This window comes from Camelimonas lactis, assembly GCF_004342915.1.
Lineage (GTDB): Bacteria > Pseudomonadota > Alphaproteobacteria > Rhizobiales > Beijerinckiaceae > Camelimonas > Camelimonas lactis.
On the sequence record NZ_SLWL01000006.1, the window covers coordinates 45,663 to 61,351 of the forward strand.

Annotated in this window: 14 protein-coding genes; 8 read left to right on the top strand and 6 right to left on the bottom strand. The window is 70.0% G+C overall.

The annotated features are described in order from the left end of the window. Window position 1: 1 nt before the first annotated feature. Genes EV666_RS08605 through EV666_RS08615 form a run of 3 tightly spaced genes read right to left on the bottom strand, consistent with a single transcriptional unit; the run spans window position 2 to window position 5,113 of the window. Complete coding sequence (locus EV666_RS08605) at window positions 2–3,058, bottom strand: DUF4159 domain-containing protein (RefSeq protein ID WP_132006130.1); 3,057 nt, start codon at window positions 3,056–3,058, stop codon at window positions 2–4. Continuing rightward, window positions 3,055–4,038, bottom strand: a complete 984-nt coding sequence (locus tag EV666_RS08610; protein WP_132006132.1) for a DUF58 domain-containing protein — start codon at window positions 4,036–4,038, stop codon at window positions 3,055–3,057. The genes EV666_RS08605 and EV666_RS08610 overlap by 4 nt, the downstream gene beginning before the upstream one ends. Before the next feature lie 4 nt (window positions 4,039–4,042). Further along, the gene (locus EV666_RS08615; RefSeq protein ID WP_132006135.1) at window positions 4,043–5,113 is read right to left on the bottom strand and encodes an AAA family ATPase; all 1,071 of its coding nucleotides are present in this window, start codon (window positions 5,111–5,113) and stop codon (window positions 4,043–4,045) included. A 375-nt stretch (window positions 5,114–5,488) separates the two neighbouring features. Between EV666_RS08615 and EV666_RS08620 the strand changes: the two genes are divergently transcribed. Genes EV666_RS08620 through EV666_RS08635 form a run of 4 tightly spaced genes read left to right on the top strand, consistent with a single transcriptional unit; the run spans window position 5,489 to window position 8,368 of the window. Further along, entirely contained in the window at window positions 5,489–6,100 is a 612-nt protein-coding gene (locus EV666_RS08620) for a DUF1285 domain-containing protein (protein ID WP_376886256.1), read from the top strand. 41 nt (window positions 6,101–6,141) lie between these two features. Then, a complete protein-coding gene (locus EV666_RS08625; protein WP_245514309.1) occupies window positions 6,142–6,834 on the top strand; it encodes a CoA pyrophosphatase in 693 nt (230 codons plus the stop codon). Next, window positions 6,831–7,088 (top strand): DUF6111 family protein, encoded by a 258-nt coding sequence (locus EV666_RS08630; protein WP_132006138.1) that lies wholly within the window; start codon window positions 6,831–6,833, stop codon window positions 7,086–7,088. The genes EV666_RS08625 and EV666_RS08630 overlap by 4 nt, the downstream gene beginning before the upstream one ends. Continuing rightward, window positions 7,085–8,368, top strand: coding sequence for a CCA tRNA nucleotidyltransferase (locus tag EV666_RS08635; RefSeq protein WP_245514310.1), 1,284 nt, complete (start codon window positions 7,085–7,087; stop codon window positions 8,366–8,368). The genes EV666_RS08630 and EV666_RS08635 overlap by 4 nt, the downstream gene beginning before the upstream one ends. A 13-nt stretch (window positions 8,369–8,381) precedes the next feature. On the opposite strand, the gene bioB is transcribed toward EV666_RS08635, so the two are convergent. After that, on the bottom strand, window positions 8,382–9,569 hold the full coding sequence (bioB, locus tag EV666_RS08640) for a biotin synthase BioB (protein WP_132006141.1): 1,188 nt from the start codon (window positions 9,567–9,569) through the stop codon (window positions 8,382–8,384). Window positions 9,570–10,256: 687 nt separating this feature from the next. Between bioB and EV666_RS08645 the strand changes: the two genes are divergently transcribed. Next, window positions 10,257–10,580, top strand: a complete 324-nt coding sequence (locus EV666_RS08645) for a hypothetical protein (protein WP_132006144.1) — start codon at window positions 10,257–10,259, stop codon at window positions 10,578–10,580. Window positions 10,581–10,680: 100 nt separating this feature from the next. Here EV666_RS08645 and EV666_RS08650 read toward each other — a convergent pair whose 3' ends face one another. Further along, complete coding sequence (locus EV666_RS08650; RefSeq protein ID WP_132006485.1) at window positions 10,681–11,397, bottom strand: endonuclease V; 717 nt, start codon at window positions 11,395–11,397, stop codon at window positions 10,681–10,683. A 405-nt stretch (window positions 11,398–11,802) separates the two neighbouring features. After that, the gene (ychF, locus tag EV666_RS08655) at window positions 11,803–12,900 is read right to left on the bottom strand and encodes a redox-regulated ATPase YchF (protein ID WP_132006147.1); all 1,098 of its coding nucleotides are present in this window, start codon (window positions 12,898–12,900) and stop codon (window positions 11,803–11,805) included. 309 nt (window positions 12,901–13,209) lie between these two features. Here ychF and EV666_RS08660 point away from each other — a divergent pair, with 309 nt between their 5' ends. The 3 genes from EV666_RS08660 (at window position 13,210) to EV666_RS08670 (ending at window position 15,688) form a co-directional block, all read left to right on the top strand. Beyond that, a complete protein-coding gene (locus EV666_RS08660) occupies window positions 13,210–13,872 on the top strand; it encodes an MBL fold metallo-hydrolase (protein WP_132006150.1) in 663 nt (220 codons plus the stop codon). Between the two features lie 189 nt (window positions 13,873–14,061). Beyond that, entirely contained in the window at window positions 14,062–14,319 is a 258-nt protein-coding gene (locus EV666_RS08665; protein WP_132006153.1) for a DUF3297 family protein, read from the top strand. A 211-nt stretch (window positions 14,320–14,530) separates the two neighbouring features. Beyond that, window positions 14,531–15,688 carry a YbfB/YjiJ family MFS transporter gene (locus tag EV666_RS08670; protein ID WP_207906369.1) on the top strand — a complete coding sequence of 386 codons (1,158 nt, stop codon included), beginning with the start codon at window positions 14,531–14,533 and terminating at the stop codon, window positions 15,686–15,688. Window position 15,689 lies beyond the last annotated feature (1 nt).

The following is a 15,689-nucleotide window of genomic DNA, read 5'->3' on the forward strand; positions in this document are numbered from 1 at the left end:
TTCACTGGCCCAGCCTCCGTAACAGCGCGGGAAGGTGCACCTGGTCCGCCTTGTAATTGCCGGTGAGCGCGTGGATGACCACATTGACGCCCACGCGCAGGGCCAGTTCGCGCTGGCGCTCCTCGCTGTCGTGGCCGTCAGTGGTCAGGGGCAGCATGGGCAGGCCGCTGGCGTCCACCGCCCAGGCCGCGGCCCAGTCGTTGGAGGTGATGATCACCGGCGTGACGCCGTCGCCGCCGCGCGCCGGAACCCGTTCGCCATTCGCCCGTCTGGGCAACGCCTCCACCCACGTCTGTCCACGGCTGTAGCGTCCTGGAAAATTATCAAGAAGATAAAACGCCTTGCCAAGCACGTGATCCTGCGGCGCCGGCTCCAGCGCCGGCAGGTCGAGGGTGCGGAGCATGCGTTGCAGCTGCGCGCCTTCCGGCGTGGTGACGCCCGGCCGGGCGGTCATGGCGTCGCGGGTGTCGAAAATGACGAGGCCGCCGCCCTTCATGTATGAATCGAGCTTGCGCAGGGCGGCGGCGTCCGGCGCTGGCCTGCCGGCCACCACCGGCCAGTACAGCACCGGGTAGAAGGCCAGCTCGTCGGTGGATGGATTGACGCCAGCCGGTTCGGCCGGCTCGAACGAGGTGCGCTGCGCCAGCGCCTCGCCAAGGCCGATGAGCCCGGCGCGGCTGACGGCGTCAACCTGCGCGTCGCCGGTGATGACGTAGGCCAGCCGGGTTTCCATGGCGGCGTCGAGATCGCGCGCGGTGAAGCCGTTGACGGCCGTGCGCGGCGGCGACGGCGGTTTAGGCGCGGGCGGCCGGGCGCGGGGCGTCGGGGCCGGCGGCTGTCCGGGCGGCCGCCAGCTGTCGGGTAACTGGTATTGCGGCGTGTTGAGCATGCCCTGGGCGCGCGCCGGCCCGGGGCTGGCGGCTGTCCAGAGCCCGGCGGCGAGGGCCAGCGCGGTCAGCGCGGCGGTTTTGCCCAGGCGCCGGCGCCACAGGCCGCCGCCGAGCAGCAGGGTGGCGAGGCAGTCGGCCAGAAAAAGCCCCAGCGCCAGCAGCAGCAGCGGGTCGCGCAGCTCCCGGGCGGTGCGCGCGGACAGGGAGCGGGCCTCGAAACCGCTGAAATCAATGGCCGCCAGCGCATCGCCGGTCTCCAGCACATTGACGGCGCGCCCGGCGGCGACCGGGCCATAGAAACCGGCCGGATGGGCGAGGCTGGCGCGGCCGGCGAAATCCGCCGCCACCCCGCGCGCCGTCGCCGGCGGATCGCGCCACAGGCCAAAACCGTCGAGAATACGGCGGGGCGGCAGCGCCGCCGGCCGGGCCAGCGCCGGAGCGTCCTCCCCGGCTTCTTCAGCGTTCTGGCCGGCGTTCTGGCCAGCATTCTCGCCAGCAGGCCGCTCCAGGGTGGTGGTGTCGGGGGCCATGGCGACGATGCGTTGCAGCATCTGCACGAAGGCGCCGGACATGGGCAGGCTGGACCAGGACGGGTCGGCGGTGACGTGGAACAGCACCAGCAACCCCTCCCCGTCGCGGCGGGCGGTCACCACCGGGGTGCCATCGGCCAGTGAGGCCCAGGTGCGGCCAGGCAGATCGCCGTCCGGCTCGGCCAGCAACTGGCGGCGCACGGTGATTTCCGCCGGCGCGTCAATGCCGGCGAACGGCCCTTCGCGGTTGAACGGCGCCAGGGTTTTCGGCGTTTCCCACGACAGGGCGCCGCCGAGACTACGGCCATCGCCGCGCAGACGCACCGGCAACAGGCGGTCGCGGGGGTCATGGGCGCCGTCGCCGGCAGCCGAACCGCCATCCGGGCCAGCGGCGGCGGCAAGCCGGGGGCCGGCGAAGCGCACCAGCACGCCGCCGGCGCGCACCCACGCCTCCAGCCGCTGGCGCATGGCCGGCTCCAGCCCCCCCACGTCGGCCAGGATGATGACCGAGGCCTGCTCGTCGATCAGCGCGCCGATGGCGGCCGAGGCGCCCATGCGGGGCTCGCGGATTTCCGCCGTGGGGGCCAGCGCCCGGTCCACGTACCAGGTGGGCGACAGCAGGGGCTGCGCCAGATCGGCGGTGACGCCGGTGACGAGACCGACGCGGCGACGCTGGTTGCGCCGGTCAAGCAGGGTCACGGCCTGGGCTGTCTGCTGGCCAACGATATCGATGCGGGCGGCGCGATTGCGCATTTCGATGGGCAGGTTGATGCGCGCCTGGGTTTCAACCTCGCCGGAAGCCAGGGAAAAAGCGCCCTCGCCCAGCGGCAGACCGCGCATGTCCAGGGCCCGCGCCACGCCTTGCGCCGGCCCCAACGCCGCGCCGGCGGGGCGGATAATTCGCGCCTCCAGGCCATCGGCGCCGTTGACCACGCCAGCGAGCGCCAAGGCGGCGGCGGGCGCGTCGCCATAGATGATGAGCCGGCCGCCGGACGCATCGGTGAGATCGCTGGCGAACTGGCGCGATGCCGGCTTGCCGGCCAGCTCAACGCCATCGCTGATCCAGGCAACGCGGGCGCCTGGATGGGCCTGCAACCATGCGCGGATGTGGTCGCGCCAGGCCAGACGGTCGGGCGCGAAGGCCTGGGGGGCGAGCGCGCCGAGGCGGCGTGAGATCGCCGCGGCGGTCTCCGGCGCCTGCGGGGTCGGCGCTTCAGCGGTAGCGAACAGGGCGATGGGGGCGCCGGCGCGGCCTGCGGCCTGCGCGAGCCGGCTGGCGAGGTCAATCCGCCGGGCCCAGTCGTGGGCGCTGGCGGCGCCGCTGTCGATCACCAGCGCCAGCGGCGCGCTGGCCTGGCCGGCGGCGTCATCGCCGGCGCGCGGGTTCCAGACGGGGCCGGCCACCGCCAGAATCACGCAGGCGGCGAGCAGCAGGCGCAGCGCCGTCAGCCACCACGGCGTGCGGGCCGGCGTTTCGCGCCGCGGCTGGAGATGGGCGAACAGCTTGAGCGGCGGAAACACCAGATGGCGCGGCGCCGGCGGCGTGACGCGCAACAGCAGCCAGATGGCCGGCAGCGCGGCCAGCGCCAGCAACGTCAGCGGCGCGGCGAAGGACAGGCCGGCGAACCACCCGATCATGCGCCGCTCCCGCGCGCGCGCAAATCGTCCGCGCGACTTGTAACTGGCGCGCCCATCAGCGACAGCAAACGCAGGGCCGCCTCGCTGGCTGGCCTGTCGGTGCGGTGCAGGGTCAGCGACCAGCCCCAGCGCGCGGCGATTTCCGCCAGCTCCGCCCGGTGGCGGGCCAAAGCGGCGCGGTAGCCCTCGCCCCAGCCGCTGGCGTCGCCAATGCGCAACCGCGCGGCGCCGTCCATGGTTTCGAGCATGACCTGGCCGGAGAAGGGAAAGGTTTCCTCAACGGGATCGGCGATCAGCGCCAGGTGACCGCGCGCGCCCTGATGCGCCAGGGCGCGGATGCGCGCGGCGAGCATTTGCGGCGGATTGAGAAAGTCGCTGACCAGCACGATGGCGGCGGCGCGGGCGACAGCGACCTCCGGCGGAAGGTCCGGCTGATCGGCCCCGGTTTCACGCAATTGCAGGGCGCAGGCCCCGGCCAGCCGCTCCAGCGCCGTGGAGCCGCCGGATGTCTGGCCGGCGCCCAGCAGCCCGACGCGCTCGCCGGCTTCCGCCAGGGCGCCCGCCAGGCCAAGGCCCAGCGTCAGGGCGCGGCCGGCCTTGCTGTCCATGGCGAGGCTGGAGCGAAAGCCCATGGAGGACGACAGGTTGACCCACAGCCACACGGTCTGGGCTGCTTCCCATTCACGCTGGCGCACGTGCAGCCGGCCGTCGCGGCCGGAACGGCGCCAGTCGATCCGCGCTGCGGATTCGCCCGGCACATAGGGCCGGAACTGCCAGAAATTCTCGCCAACGCCGGCGCGGCGACGGCCGTGGACGCCGGCAACCGAAGCGGCGACGCGCCTGGCTTCCAGAACGATGCGCGGCAGGCGCCCGGCCAGGTCGCGCGCTCGCTCCACCGCGCCTGGCGCGGCGACGTCGCCCCGGGCCCCTGGCGCCAGCACGCCGGCGACAGAAACGGCCTGCGCCCGAACGCGCGCCATCGGCTCAGCCCAGCCGCGCCACGAGGCGGTCGATCAGGCTGGCGACAGAAACGCCATCGGCCCGCGCGGAGAAGGTCAGCGCCATGCGGTGGCGCAGCACCGGCCCGGCGAGGGCGGCCAGATCATCCAGGGAGGGCGCGAGGCGACCGTCGAGCAGCGCGCGGGCGCGGGCGGCCAGCATCAGCGCCTGGCTGGCGCGGGGACCGGGGCCCCAGGACAGATGACTGGCGATCCCGGCGTCGCCGCCCTCGGGACGGGCGGCGCGCACCATGTCGAGAATCGCTTCCACCACCCGCTCGCCCACGGGCAATTGCCGCACCAGGCGTTGCGCCTGCATCAGCTCGGCGGCGGTCAGCGCCTGTTGCGGGCGCGCCTCATCATTGCCGGTGGTTTCCAGCAGGATGCGGCGCTCCGCCTCGCGGTCCGGATAGGGCACGTCGATCTGGAGCAGAAAACGGTCAAGCTGGGCTTCCGGCAGCGGATAGGCGCCTTCCTGCTCGATGGGGTTCTGGGTCGCCAGCACGTGGAACGGCGCCGGCAGGTCGTGGCGCTCGCCGGCCACGGTGACGTGGCGCTCCTGCATGGCCTGGAGCAGGGCCGACTGGGTGCGGGGGCTGGCGCGGTTGATTTCGTCGGCCATCAGCAACTGGGCGAACACCGGGCCGCGCACGAAGCGGAACGAGCGACGGCCGTGCTCATCCTCGTCGAGGATCTCGCTGCCGAGAATGTCGGAAGGCATCAGATCAGGCGTGAACTGCACGCGCCGCGTCTCAAGGCCGAGCACCACGCCCAGCGCATCGACAAGGCGGGTTTTCGCCAGGCCCGGCAGGCCGACGAACAGGCCGTGGCCGCCGGCAAGGATCGTCACCAGCGCCTGGTCGATCACCGCCTGCTGGCCGAAAATGACGCCGCCGATGGCCTGGCGCGCCCGCGCCAGCGCCGCCAGCGTCTGGTCAACCGCCGCCTCGGCCACGGCTTCGCCAGGCGCCGTCGGCGCCGCGACCACCCGCGTCCCGGCGAACGTCTGCGTGTCGCCGGCGCCATATCCCGTGCGCCCGGTGGGCTGGATCGTCATGCGCGCTGCTCTCCTGGAAACCCTGCCTGAACCTGACTTAAGTCGTTCGCCGCGGGCCGGCGCCTCGCGGGTCCGCCCCCACCTGCATACGATGCTTTGCCGGCGCGCGCATCCTGCCCTGCCGCCGGCTTTTGCGAAACCCGGGCGGCGAATTTCGCCCACCAGCCGCAGAACACATCAATTCACGCCAAAGAGCCAGCAATAGGGCAAGCCGGTTTTTCCATACGGCGCGTCGTGGTCTATGATAGCCGCCGATCATCTGAACAAGCGGGCCGGGAGAAGCATGTGACCCAAGCCGCCGGAAAACCGGGAAACGCCAGCCATCCTTCAGCCGGGCGCGCGGCGGGCGCGCCACAGCCAGGCCGGCCAGACGGCCTGCAAGGCAGCCGGCAAGGCAGCCCGCAAGTGGGGCTCGACAGCCTGTTCGCGGCGCTCGGCCCGGTGGGCGATGCGGACGGACCGGCCCCGCCGCGACCGGTCGACAGGTGGAACCCGGACTTTTGCGGCGACATCGACATGCGCATCGCCGCCGACGGAACCTGGTTCTACATGGGCACGCCCATTGGCCGCCACGCGCTGGTCAAGCTGTTCGCCTCGATCCTGCGCAAGGACCCGGAGCGTTACGTGCTGGTGACGCCGGTGGAGCGCGTCGGCATCAAGGTGGAGGACGCGCCGTTCATCGCCGTGGAAATGGCGGTGCAGGGGGCGGGCGGGCGCCAGAGCATCAGCTTCCGCACCAATGTGGACGATGTGGTGCGCGTGGGGCCGGACCATCCGTTGCGCTTCGAGCGCGATGCGGACGGCGGGCTGAAACCTTATGTGCGGGTGCGCGGCGACCTGTGGGCGCTGGTGAAGCGGGCGCTGATGTACGATCTGGCCGGGCTTGGCGTGGAGCAGCCAGCGGCGGATGGCGGCGAGGCGCAGTTTGGCGTGCTGAGCGACGGCGACTTTTTCCCCATGGCGCGGATCAGCGAGCTGGCCGTCTGACGGCGACGGGACGTGACAACAACAACGCAACGATAACAACAATGGTGATCGGGATGCTGGCGGAGCAGAAGGCGGCGGGCGACAGGGAGCGGGACAGCGCGGCGCCCTACAGTCTGGAAAGCTTTGTGGCGCGCAGCCGCGCCCACCTTTACGCCTCCCCCCCGGTTATCGGCGGGCCGCTGTCCAACCCCGGCGGCGACCATGCGCTCAACAGCGATTTCGTCCCGCCGTTCGACGAGAAAGCCGCCCGGCCCGCCGCCGTGCTGATTCCGGTGGTGCGCCGGCCCGATCCGACAGTGCTGCTGACCCAGCGCCCCTCAGCTATGCGCAGCCACGCAGGCCAGGTGGCGTTTCCCGGCGGCAAGGTCGACCCGGAGGACGGCACGCCGCTCAACGCGGCCCTGCGCGAGGCGGAGGAGGAGGTGGGCCTTGGCCGGCGCTTCGTGACGCCGCTGGGCTATCTCGATCCCTATCTCACCGGCTCTGGCTTCCGGATCATTCCGGTGGTCAGCGTGGTCGAGCCTGGCTTCCGCCTGACGCTCAACCCGGACGAGGTGGAGGCGGCGTTCGAGGTGCCCCTCGCCTTCCTGATGAACCCGGCCAATCACGAACTGCGCTCGGCCGAATGGCAGGGCCAGCTGCGCCGTTACTACGCCATGCCCTATGGCGAACGCTTCATCTGGGGCGCCACCGCCGGCATCATCCACAATATGTACCGGAAGTTTTACGGGTGAGCCGCGTCGTTTTCGAACAGCTGGCGCTGTTCCTCACCCCTTTCGCGATATTCGCCATTTACCTGCTGTTGCGCCAGCGCAATCCGCTGACGCGGGCGCCATGGGATGGCAGGACATTGTGGCTCGCCGTCGCCGGCCTTGGCCTCGTCGTCGCGGTGATGGTGTTCACGGGCCTGACCCAGAAACGCGCGCCCGGCGGCTACATGCCGCCGCGCATCGAAAACGGACAGCTCAAACCAGGCGGTTTCCAGTGACCCCAGTCACGCTGACGACGCAACAGCACGACGCCTTGCACGCCCTGTTGCAACGCCCCCGGATCGCGCGGCTGTTCGCGGCGCTGAACGGAAACGGCGAGGAACTGCGCATGGTCGGCGGCGCCGTGCGCGACGCCCTGCTCGGCCTGCCGGTGACGGAAATCGATCTGGCCGCCACCTCCACGCCGGACGAGACGATGGCGCGGGCGCGGCGCGCGGGGCTGAAATGCGTACCCACCGGCGTCGCGCACGGCACCGTCACCGTCATTGTCGATCACGAGCCGTTCGAGATCACCAGCCTGCGCGAGGACGTGGCTACCGATGGCCGCCGGGCCCAGGTGCGCTTTGGCCGGGATTTCAACGCCGACGCCCTGCGCCGCGACTTCACCATTAACGCCATGTCGCTGGACGGCCATGGGCGGCTGCACGATGCGGCCGGGGGCCTGGCGGACCTGGAAGACGGCGGGCGCGGCCCCAGGGTGCGGTTTATTGGCGACGCGGCGATGCGCATTCGCGAGGATTATCTGCGGACCCTGCGATTTTTCCGCTTTCACGCCCGCTTCGGACAGGGGACGCCGGATGCGGATGGCTTCGCCGCCGCCATTGCCTGCCGCGACGGGCTCGACCAGCTGTCACGCGAGCGGGTGCGGGCCGAACTGCTGAAGCTGCTGGCGGCGCCGGGCGCCGCCGGGGCGATCACGCTGATGTCCGGCGCCGGATTGCTGCATCGCGTCTCCGGCATCGTCGCGGAGCCTGGGCGGCTGGCGCGACTGATCGCCCGCGAGAACCAGCGCGGCGCGGCGGCGGATGCGCTGCTGCGGCTGGCGGCGTGCGCGGTGCGGGTGGTGGAAGACGCGCGGAGCTTGCAGGAGCGGCTGCGGCTTTCTGGCGCCGAAGCCATGCGCCTCGGCAATCTGGCCCGGGCGCAGGAGCGGCTGCATGACATCCGGCGGCTGACGCTGGTTTCAGCGCGCGCCATGGCGGCGGAGCTGGGCGGGGCGGCGCTGGCCGACGCCAGCGCGCTTGTCGCGGACGAACCCTGGCTCGGGGCCGATGCGGACGCCATGGCCTATGTGGCGGCGCTGGCCGCCGGCGCGGCGCCGGCGCCGGCGTTTCCCCTGCGCGGGGCCGATCTGCTGGCGCTGGGCGTGAAACCCGGACCTGCCGTCGGGGCCATGATGGCGGCGCTCAGGACGCACTGGCTGGAGGCCGGCTGCCCCGAGGGCAAAGCGGCGCGCGCCGGCCTGCTGGCGCGCGCCACGGACATGGCGGCGGGCTGAAACGCTTCCCGCTTCAGGCGGCCGCGCCGCAGCCGCAACTTCCGCAGCCGCAACCGCCGCTTTCCGCAGGCAACGGCGCCGAGCCGAGGTCCAGCACGTCGCGCCGCGCTGGAGCGTGATGATGGTCGCAGTCCTGGGCCGACTCTTCCAGCGTCAACCGGGCGGCGCGAACGCCGAGGCGGCGGAACAGGGCCATGTCCGAATCCTGCTCCGGGTTGTCGGCGGTGAGCAGGGTGTCGCCGGCGAAGATGGAATTGGCGCCGGCGAAGAAGCACAGCGCCTGCATTTCGTCGCTCATGGCGGTGCGCCCCGCTGACAGGCGCACCACCGATTCCGGCATCATGATGCGAGCGGTGGCGACGGTGCGGACGAAGGCGATGGGATCGAGCGGCGGGGCGTTTTCCAGCGGGGTTCCGGGAATCGGGATCAGCATGTTCACCGGCACGCTTTCGGGGTGGGCCGGCAGATTGGCCAGGGTCAGCAGCATGCCGACGCGGTCTTCCGCCTCCTCGCCCATGCCGACGATGCCGCCGCAGCACACCTTGATGCCGGCGTTACGCACGTTCTCCAGCGTCTGCAGGCGATCGGAAAAGGCGCGGGTGGTGATGACCTTGCTGTAATAGGCTGGCGAGGTGTCGATGTTGTGGTTGTAATAGTCCAGCCCGGCGTCGGCGAGACGCGCGGCGTCGTCCGGCGTCAGCATGCCCAGGGTCATGCAGGTTTCCATCCCCATGGCGCGCACGCCCTGGACCATGGCGACCACCGCGTCCATGTCGCGGGTCTTGGGATTGCGCCAGGCGGCGCCCATGCAATAGCGGGTGGCGCCGGCGTCGCGGGCCTTGCGCGCCTCGGCCAGCACCCGCTCCACCTCCATCAGCTTCGAGGCCTTCAGGCCTGACTCATGGTGGGCGGACTGGCTGCAATAGCCGCAATCCTCCGGGCAGCCGCCGGTCTTGATGCTGAGCAGGCGGGCCAGCTCAACCTGGTTGGGATCGAAGTGACGGCGGTGGACGCTCTGGGCGGCGAACAGGAGGTCGTTGAACGGCGCGTCGTAGATCGCCTGCGCCTCCTCCCGGGTCCAGTCATGGCGCACGCCGGCGTTGATGAAACCGGCGACCGGCAAGGCCACGGGCGCGGCGGCGGACGGCGGCGTTGCAAGGCCTTCGGCCTGATTGGCTGGGGTCTGGTCCAGGCGCGCCATCCGCGTCTCCTTTTATCTATTAAAATGACGATCTGCTGGCTTTAGTGTCCCGATGCGCCGGAGGAGCGCAAGAGGGTCTGGCGAAGGCTTGCCGGCGTGGAAAATGTCAGGATGGTGAGTTTGAATATATGCCATGCGGATCAGCCACATAACTGGCAAAGACACAACTCCGGCGAGCTGGATGCGCCGTCAAGAATTATAGATTGCCAAGCCAGGCGACAGTTTTTGCCCGTACTGGTGAATGCAGTAAAATATATAAAATGGCGATCCCGCGCGTTGGCAAAGCGCCGATCCTGTCTGCCGGCCGCCTGACGACAGCGCCTGAAGGCATCGTCGCCCCTCGTCACCACCATCAGCCGTCATGCCCACATCTGGTTGCGGGCGCCCGGGCCTTCGTCCGCCATGGGGGTGCGGGACCACCAGAGGGCGTTGCTGTCGTTGATGACGGGGACACAACCCGGCCATGACGGCGGAAGCAGCGCGGCCCGCGACCGGCCATTCCGGGGCCGCTGGCCGCGCCCGCCTGGCAGGCAGCCTTCCAGCCTGCAAAAGCGCCGGATGGCGCCGCCTGAATGCGCAGCCGCGGCGTCGGGGCTGTCGCTTTCATCGGCCAGTCACGCTAGTCTGCCATGTCGTGAACAGCGGACTCATGTCTCTTGGTTTCTTGGTCTCTTGCAGGAGGCAGCCATGGCGGACAGCAGTTTCAACCCCGCAAGCATTGCACGGCGAATCGCGGCGCGCCGCGACCAGGCCAGCCAGCGAACCGCTGGCGACCAGGCGGCCGTGTCGGCGACCTCCCCACCCGTTGCCCCTGAGACAGCGCCCGTGCTCAACCTGAGCGCGTGGCGGCGCGAATGCTTCACGTTGCCGCCGGCGGAAGCGCGCGCGGCGGCGCGGGACTGGCTCGCCCGCTATCCACGGGCGCGCTGGCGCTCGGAAATCGAGAACTGGCGTATCGTCGGCGACAATCTGGTGCAGTTCACCATGCGTCGCCTGCCGCGGGCAGAGTAAGCGCAACCAGCGGCCGGCTGCGCCCTGCATGGCGGTCGTCGCGCCCCTTTGCGGGCGCAACGTACGCTGGCGGCGCCGGGCGACCGGGGCCGTCTGACGCCTATAATCCAGGAAACGCCGGCTGGCTCGCCGCTGTCAGGGCGGCGGCGCGGTGGGCTGCGCGCACCGGCTCGGGCAAACGGAAACGGCTGAGGCAGGCGCTGACCAGCGCCACGGCGCTGGCCTGATCGATCAGATGGCCCGGCGAGACATAGACCGGCGCCACATTGGCGCGGGTGCGCAGCACGGCGCCGATGCACGGCGGCGCCGGCTCCGCTGACGTTGGCGGTCGCGCCAGCAACGCCGCCACCTCCCCCTGCGACGGTCCCGGACCGGCGCTCCAGCCGGTGAGCCGGGTCTTGGCGCAACCGACGCTGGGCCGCCCCAGCCACAGCCCCATATGGCTGGCGATGCCAATGCCGCGCGGATGGGCGCAGCCGGCGCCGTCGAAAATGAAGGCGTCCGGTTCGGTTTCCAGTCGGGCGAAGGCTTCCTCCAGCACCGGCCCTTCACGAAACGTCAGCAGGCCAGGCACATAGGGAAACGGCGTCGGCGCATCGGCCAGCACGGTTTCCACCACCTGCAGATCAGGGAATGACAGCACGACGACGGCGGCGCGCGACAGTCCCTCGCGCACACTGACGTCGACGCCGGCGACGTGGCGAATGGCGGACAGGTCCAGCGGCCTGTCCAGCACCAGCTGTCCGGCCAGCTGCTTTTGCAGGGCGATGGCCTCGCGCGGGGTGACCGTCCAGTCGTGAAGGTGGGGAATGTGCATGATGCACATATGCGCCAGGGCGCCGGGCTTTTCCAGATACTGCGACGATAGCGGGCAGTGGCGGCCGGTGGGCGGCGGATTGCTGGCGGACGCGCGGATTTTACGGCCAGCCGCCTGGCGGGCAACATGTTGGCATTGCTTCCGCGTCATGCCGCACCTGCTGCGGGCAACACGGAAGCCGGATGGACAGGCGCTGTTTCGCTGTGCATGCGCGCTGCGTGGGATGGCCGGGACATGCCCGGCAATGACGGGCTGGCCTGCTGTAGCCAGGCAGGCGCCTTCCGGCGCCGGTCTTTCGCCAGGCGTCAGCAGACCTCACGCATGGGGAGACGGCGCATGTGAATGATCGCGCATGGAGAAACGGCGGCGACGGGCAAATTGCAGCCCGCGCCGCAGTCCGGCGCGTCAGTTGTTGAAGCGGAAGTGCAGCACGTCGCCGTCGGCGACGACGTATTCCTTGCCTTCAAGCCGCAGCTTGCCGGCGTCGCGGGCTCCGGCTTCGCCCTTCAGCGTGACATAATCGTTGTAGGCGATGGTTTCGGCGCGGATGAAGCCCTTCTCGAAATCACTGTGAATGACGCCGGCGGCCTTCGGCGCCTTGGCGCCGACGGTGATCGTCCAGGCGCGGGCTTCCTTGGGGCCGACGGTGAAATAGGTGATGAGGCCGAGCAGATCGTAACCGGTGCGGATGACGCGGTTGAGGCCCGGTTCGGTCAGGCCGATCGCCTCAAGGTAGTCCTTCTGCTCCTCCTCCGGCAACACGGCGATCTCGCTCTCGATGGCGGCGGAGACGACAACGGCGCGGGCGCCCTCTTCCTGCGCCCGGGCGAACACCTTCGCGGAATGGTCGTTGCCGTTTTCGGCCGAAGCCTCATCGACGTTGCAGACGTACAGCACGGGCTTGGAGGTGAGCAGGCCGAGCTGGCGGAAGGCGAATTCCTCTTCCGGCTTCAACTCCAGCAGGCGGGCGGGCTTGCCGTCGCGGAGCAGGGCCAGGGCGCGGGTGACCAGCTCGATCTGCTCCTTCGCTTCCTTGTCGCCGCCGCGAGCGCGCTTCTCCAGACCCGGAATGCGCTTCTCCAGACTCTCCAGATCGGCGAGCATCAGTTCGGTCTCGATGGTTTCGATATCGGCCAGCGGATCGACCTTTCCGTCGACGTGGGTGACGTCGCCGTCCTCGAAGCAACGCACCACGTGGGCAATGGCGTCGCATTCGCGAATATTGCCGAGAAACTGGTTGCCGAGGCCCTCGCCCTTCGAGGCGCCGCGCACCAGGCCGGCGATGTCGACGAAGGTCAGGCGGGTCGGGATGATCTGCTGCGAGCCGGCGATGGCCGACAGGGCGTCAAGACGTGGATCGGGCACGGCCACGTCGCCGACATTCGGCTCGATGGTGCAGAACGGATAATTGGCCGCCTGGGCCGCCGCCGTCTGCGTCAGCGCATTGAACAGGGTCGACTTGCCGACATTCGGCAAACCAACGATTCCGCATTTGAAGCCCATGACCACTCCACCGCACATTTTCTGGCCTGGCGACGATGCCCACCCGGGGAAAATGCGCCAAAGCAAAAAGGGGCGCGCGGCGCACCGCAACCCCCCGAACCATTTCCGGATTTGCCGGATTTTGCGCATCCATAGAACAAGTTCCCGCCGGATGGAAACGGTCTGCACGGCGAAACCCGCCGCCGCGCCGATGGGCCGCGATTTCCTGCGGAAACCGGCCGCGCTGGTCAGGGGCGCCGAATGCCGCTACCCATAACGTCAGCAAGGATCACCGGGCGGGCTGACCCCGCCGTATTTCAGGAAGCGCTCATGAGCGACGAGAACAACCGGCCGGAATTTCCCCTGCGCGCCGCCATCGTGCCGGTGACGCCGTTCCAGCAGAACTGCACCATCATCTGGAATGAGGACACCATGGCCGGCGCCGTGGTCGACCCCGGCGGCGACCCGCACCTGATCCGCAAGGCGCTGGGGCAGACCGGCGTCAAGGTGGAGAAGATCATCATCACCCACGGCCACATCGACCACGTGGGCGCCGCCGCCGAACTGGCCGAGGAACTGGGCGTCCAGATCGAGGGCCCGCACAAGGCCGACGCCGAGATGATGCAGAATGTCGAAGTGCAGGCGCAGAAGTGGGGCATCGGCGGCGTGCGCAACCTCACCAGCGACCGCTGGCTGGAGGAAGGCGACCAGGTGACGATCGGCGGCGCGACGTTCGACGTCTACCACTGCCCTGGCCACTCGCCCGGCTCGGTGGCGCTGGTGAACGGCGACCAGCGCATCGCCCTGGTGGGCGACGTGGTGTTCCAGGGCTCCGTCGGCCGCACCGACCTGCCCGGCGGCGACCACAACGCGCTGATCCGCTCCATCAAGGAAAAACTGCTGCCGCTGGGCGATGACATCGCCTTCATCTGCGGCCACGGCCCGATGAGCACCTTTGGCCAGGAGCGGCAGTTCAACCCGTTCCTGAACTGACGCGCATTGCGCCGGCCGCCCGGATCGGGGTATGAGCCGGCCCCGCATGACATGGGGCAAGGCCGGTTCATCCTGACCGGAACTGCCCTGCCCTGCGGTTTCACGGATGTCCCGGCGCAAGCTGCGTCCACTGCGTCGGGGATCGACGTTGCGCAACCGCCCCTGGAAAACAACCCCCTGGAAGAGAAGATGACCGAACAGACCGCCACGCCGCCCGACCGCCTCAGCGTCGATCCCGACAGCCCGTTCCACGACGAAGCCGTGCTGGCGCGCGGCGTCGGCGTGCGCTTCAAGGGGGTCGAGAAGACCAATGTGGAAGAATATTGCGTCAGCGAGGGCTGGGTGCGGCTCAGCGTCGGCAACACGGTCGACCGCCGGGGCCGGCCGATGGCCGTGAAGCTGAAAGGCGCGGTTGAACCGTATTTCCAGGACAGCGCCAGAGACTGAGGACCGCGCGCCGGCGCGGGCCGTGAACCGCGTGGCCGCCGGCATGCATTTTTCGCCTGGGAGGAACGCCTCCCAGGCCAGGCGGCCCGCTCGCCACCGGGGCCGGGCCGTGTATGGTTGCGGCATGCGCCCGACACCGCCCCAGACTGAACATGTCCTTCCCCTCGCCGCACCCGCTGTTCCGCCGCCCTGGCGGCTGACAGCCTCGGCCATGTGCGCCATGTTCATCGGCATCGGCCTGGCGCGCTTCGCCTACACGCCGCTGATGCCGGCGCTGGTCGGGCAGAACTGGTTCGACCAGTCGCAGGCCGCGTATATCGGCGCGGCCAATCTCGCCGGCTATTTCATCGGCGCCCTGCTGTCGCGCAAGCTCGCCTCCGGCCATCCCCGTCTGGCGTTGCAGGTTTCGATGGTCGCCTGCGCCGTCAGTTTCTTCGCCTGCGCCTGGCCGTCCTCCTTTCTCTGGTTCTCGTTCTGGCGGTTTCTCTCCGGCTTCGCGGGGGCGGTGGCGCTGGTCACGGCGGCGCCGTTCGTGCTGCCGTTCGTGCCGGAGAAACGGCGCGGCTTCGCCTCCGGCATGATCTTCGTCGGGCCGGCGCTCGGCGTGACGCTTGGGGCGGTGCTTGTGCCGTGGCTGGTGACCCAGGGACTCACCTTCACCTGGATCGCGCTTGGGGTTGTCTGTGTGATCGTCACGGCCCTTGGCTGGAGCGGCTGGCCGCCGGCGCCGGCCAGACAGCCCGCCGGGGCCGCGGCGAACCCGGCTCCGGTCCCCCATGGGCGCTCCGCCGCCGCCGTGGCGATGCTGCTGGCTGGCGTCTACGCCGTTTACGCGCTCTCGGCCTTTGGCCTGGTGCCGCACATGATTTTCCTCGCGGACTATGTGGCGCGCGGACTCAACTGGGGCCTGACCAGCGGCGCCATGTACTGGGGACTGTTTGGCGTGGGCGCCATGCTCGGCCCGGTGATCACCGGCGCGTGCGGCGATCGTTTCGGCTTCCGCGCCACGCTGCGCGTTGGCCTGGTGCTGCAAATGCTGGGCGTCGGCGTGCTCGCCGTCTCGGCGAACCCGATCCTGCTGGCGGGCTCCAGCATCCTGATCGGCGCCTTTGTGCCCGGGGTCGCGGTGCTGACCATGGGCCGGCTGCGCGAGGTCGCGCCAGCGGACCGGATCCCTGACGGCTGGCGCATCGCCACGGTTGGCTTTGCCGTCGGCCAGGCCGCCGCCGGCTACATTTTCTCGTGGGTGTTCGCCCGCACCCATGACTATCCGCTGCTGTTTGGCATTGGCGCGGGCATTATCGTGCTGGCGCTGGCGGTGGAGCTGACCACCAGCGCCCTCGCTGCGCGGCAAAACCGCGCGACCTGAG

Coding starts and splice junctions, on each gene's coding strand:
- EV666_RS08605 (WP_132006130.1), bottom strand. CDS start 3,058: ATGATCGGGTGGTTCGCCGGCCTGTCCTTCGCCGCGCCGCTGACGTTG.
- EV666_RS08610 (WP_132006132.1), bottom strand. CDS start 4,038: ATGGCGCGCGTTCGGGCGCAGGCCGTTTCTGTCGCCGGCGTGCTGGCG.
- EV666_RS08615 (WP_132006135.1), bottom strand. CDS start 5,113: ATGACGATCCAGCCCACCGGGCGCACGGGATATGGCGCCGGCGACACG.
- EV666_RS08625 (WP_245514309.1), top strand. CDS start 6,142: ATGGTGATCGGGATGCTGGCGGAGCAGAAGGCGGCGGGCGACAGGGAG.
- bioB (WP_132006141.1), bottom strand. CDS start 9,569: ATGGCGCGCCTGGACCAGACCCCAGCCAATCAGGCCGAAGGCCTTGCA.
- EV666_RS08645 (WP_132006144.1), top strand. CDS start 10,257: ATGGCGGACAGCAGTTTCAACCCCGCAAGCATTGCACGGCGAATCGCG.
- EV666_RS08650 (WP_132006485.1), bottom strand. CDS start 11,397: ATGCACATTCCCCACCTTCACGACTGGACGGTCACCCCGCGCGAGGCC.
- ychF (WP_132006147.1), bottom strand. CDS start 12,900: ATGGGCTTCAAATGCGGAATCGTTGGTTTGCCGAATGTCGGCAAGTCG.
- EV666_RS08660 (WP_132006150.1), top strand. CDS start 13,210: ATGAGCGACGAGAACAACCGGCCGGAATTTCCCCTGCGCGCCGCCATC.
- EV666_RS08665 (WP_132006153.1), top strand. CDS start 14,062: ATGACCGAACAGACCGCCACGCCGCCCGACCGCCTCAGCGTCGATCCC.
- EV666_RS08670 (WP_207906369.1), top strand. CDS start 14,531: ATGTGCGCCATGTTCATCGGCATCGGCCTGGCGCGCTTCGCCTACACG.